Genomic DNA, 2,117 nt, shown 5'->3' with positions numbered 1-2,117 from the left:
GAGATGTTGGTGGCTATCTGATGGACTACTACAACCGGCAGCGGCCTCACGCGTTTAACGGCGGCATTTCGCCTGTTGCAGCTGAGGAAAATCTTAAAATACTGTCCGGGATTAGTTGACCACTACAGGATATAAAAAATCTGGTATTGGCCGCGAAACTCACAAGATGATGCTCGATAGCTACACCGAGAAGAAAAACATAATCATCAGTTTGAATGAGTCCACGTACGGCCTGTTCTAGGGGCTTTTAGAGAGACCCTAAAGCAACATTAGAAACATACCTGAGAGGAATTAAAGTGATGAATGTAAGTTCTCTTTTTGAGTCGGTGAAATTGGGCCGTTTAAATCTGAAAAATCGTATTGTTTTGCCCCCTTTGACGCGATCAAGAAGTACGCAGCCCGGAAACATTCCAAATGATCTCATGGCCACCTACTACGCTCAGCGAGCCACAGCCGGTTTTATGGTAACCGAAGGCGTGCAGATTGAGCCGCGAGGTCAAGGCTATGCCTGGACTCCAGGTATCTTTACCGCAGAACAGATCGAGGGCTGGAAAAAAGTGACCCGCGCTGTTCATAGTCAGGGTGGCACGATTTTTTGTCAATTGTGGCACGTAGGACGGGTTTCCCATCGTTCGCTGCAGCCTGATGGGCAGGCTCCTGTTGCCCCATCCGCGATTCGCGCCGAAGGCGTAAAAGTTTTTGTTGAAACAGGGCCTGGGACGGGCGCGTTGGCAGATCCTGACGAGCCTCGTGAGTTAACCACGGCGGAGGTGCAGGAATTAGTTGCTATGTATGCGCGTGCAGCTCGTAACGCTGTTGAGGCCGGTTTTGATGGGGTAGAAATTCATAGTGCTAATGGCTATCTGGTCAATCAGTTTATCTCGGAGCATTCGAATCACCGGACCGACCAGTACGGCGGAAGCCTGAAAAACAGACTCCGGTTTCTTGAGGAAATCGTGTCTGCTATTTCTGCAGAGGTAGGCGCGGAGCGCCTTGGGGTGCGTTTTGCTCCATTGTTCGAGAGTACCGAGGAGGAACGAGTATATCTGGGGCTAGTTGAATCAGACCCGCATGAAACTTATCTGGAGGCTGCAAAGCTTCTGGAGAAGCGGGGGGTGGCCTATATCTCTATTGCCGAAGCGGATTGGGACAACGCACCAGAGCTTCCGGAAAGTTTCTGCGTGGCTCTGCGAAACGCGTTCAGCGGTGTTTTGATTTTTGCTGGCCGTTACACGCCTGAAAAAGCAATTCGCATGCTTGAGGCAGGGTATGGTGATCTGTTCGCTTTTGGTAAACCGTTCATAGCGAATTCTGATCTACCTGATCGAATTCGGAAGGGCTTGCCCTGGAACGATGTAGATCCGACAACGATGTACGGTGGAACTGATAAAGGATATACCGACTATCCGACTGTTGAGTCCCATCCCGATTCCCTCTCCAGAGAGAGGGTTACTGAACAGCTTTAAACAATGTCCCATGCAAATCCTCTTCCGAATCGGAAGGGGATTTGGTTGTTTTAAGTCTCGATGTACGAAGAGGGCGAAATCATACTTTCAGCAAAATTCATCATTTCAGGTGATGGTAGGCATATAGCGCAGTAATTATTCATATGAAAATCATTCCTTGATAATCAATCAACAATAGTAGATCGGCACGTTCAATAGTTTGAATTTTAGCCTCTCATCTGCTGCATCGTTGGAGTTCACGTCCGTTAAGGAAATGACCGATGAGTATTCATAGTACTGACCTTCTAGAGTGCATTGATTTGCGTAACCAAGCTGGTGAGGAAGAGGGGAGGTTTCCGAGGCGCTGGTATAAGCCCGTCACTGCAGTGATTCACAGCCAGAATGGTGATAAGCGAGTGATGAAGAAATACCCTAACGGAGTGTTTCCTTTATCATTGTATTTTCGTATGTTGGCGAATCATGAATACCGAATGCTCATCAGGGCGGATGGAGCCGCGTTCACCCCCAGTTTGGCAAGCCGTTGTTCTGTAAGCGTTCATTCCGAGACGTCCTGCCACCCCACTGAATTTCGCTCTACAGTAACCTCTGATTTCCTAATAAGAGGTTGCTCCCATGAGAAAACACCGCACTCCGGAACAGTGGCAGGTCCTG

At 48.8% G+C, this 2,117-nt stretch carries 1 protein-coding gene and 1 pseudogene; both read left to right on the top strand.

Annotated features, from left to right (window positions below):
• Positions 1-299 precede the first annotated feature (299 nt).
• Positions 300-1,466 carry an alkene reductase gene (locus LWH94_RS19050; protein WP_232903290.1) on the top strand — a complete coding sequence of 389 codons (1,167 nt, stop codon included), beginning with the start codon at positions 300-302 and terminating at the stop codon, positions 1,464-1,466.
• Between the two features lie 260 nt (positions 1,467-1,726).
• A pseudogene (locus tag LWH94_RS19045) lies at positions 1,727-2,117 on the top strand (hypothetical protein); the annotation flags it as partial.

Source organism: Marinobacter sp. G11 (genome assembly GCF_021282325.1).
Lineage (GTDB): Bacteria > Pseudomonadota > Gammaproteobacteria > Pseudomonadales > Oleiphilaceae > Marinobacter > Marinobacter vinifirmus.
The sequence above is the reverse complement of the archived record's forward strand: the minus strand, read 5'-3'. Positions and strand labels throughout refer to the sequence as shown.

Bases quoted from the DNA above. Each gene is read 5' to 3' on its own strand.
- LWH94_RS19050 (WP_232903290.1), top strand. From the start codon at position 300: ATGAATGTAAGTTCTCTTTTTGAGTCGGTGAAATTGGGCCGTTTAAAT.